Origin of the sequence: Terrisporobacter mayombei, assembly GCF_020748465.1 — a bacterium.
Lineage (GTDB): Bacteria > Bacillota > Clostridia > Peptostreptococcales > Peptostreptococcaceae > Terrisporobacter > Terrisporobacter mayombei.
The window spans coordinates 1-539 of the sequence record NZ_JAHZMP010000086.1 but is presented as its reverse complement, the minus strand read 5'-3'; the positions used below and the strand labels follow the sequence as shown (position 1 = coordinate 539).

Annotated in this window: 2 protein-coding genes and 1 pseudogene; all 3 read right to left on the bottom strand. The window is 45.5% G+C overall.

What is annotated here, in order from left to right:
- Nucleotides 1-94: 94 nt before the first annotated feature.
- A pseudogene (locus K0039_RS24850) lies at nt 95-163 on the bottom strand (hypothetical protein); the annotation flags it as partial.
- Nucleotides 138-281 (bottom strand): hypothetical protein, encoded by a 144-nt coding sequence (locus tag K0039_RS24845; protein ID WP_500303705.1) that lies wholly within the window; start codon nt 279-281, stop codon nt 138-140. The gene K0039_RS24845 and the pseudogene K0039_RS24850, both read right to left, overlap by 26 nt.
- 7 nt (nt 282-288) lie before the next feature.
- A complete protein-coding gene (locus tag K0039_RS24840) occupies nt 289-507 on the bottom strand; it encodes a recombinase family protein (RefSeq protein WP_071524906.1) in 219 nt (72 codons plus the stop codon).
- Between the last annotated feature and the right edge of the window lie 32 nt (nt 508-539).

Below are 539 nucleotides of genomic sequence, written 5' to 3'. Positions count from 1 at the left end.
GCTTTGCTGCAACATCAGCCCACAGGCACCAGACCAGGGGATTCATCCTGAAGAGACAGCGCAAGTGTATTGTGTTCACTGCTCATCAAAGACATCATGATGAAATGATGATATTCCGCATAAGAATGAGGCATTTTTTAAACGCAGTGCGCTGAAGTGTGGTTGGATAAAAACGTCAATCCATTCAGGAAATACGGGCGTATTCTTTTCTTTCGACAATGAGGCCGTTGGCAAAATAAAAGGGTTTCCATAATCGTTGCTGATGAATATCTTCTGCTCACATAAAAATCACACAATAACTTTGAGATCGCAGATTGTTTTACTTTTACAGCATTCGTCCCCCCATTGTTGGGCAAATATAGATTGGGCCAGAGCACGAAAGTTAATACCACGTTCGCACAGCTCCTCCAACAGCACGACAAGATGCCACATACTGCGCCCCAGTCGGTTCAGTTTACAGACTAGCAGTGCGTTCCCTGCCGATGATGTCCTGACCAGTTTTTTCAGTCCGGACCTCCTGCCACGGTTTTACGTTGAAG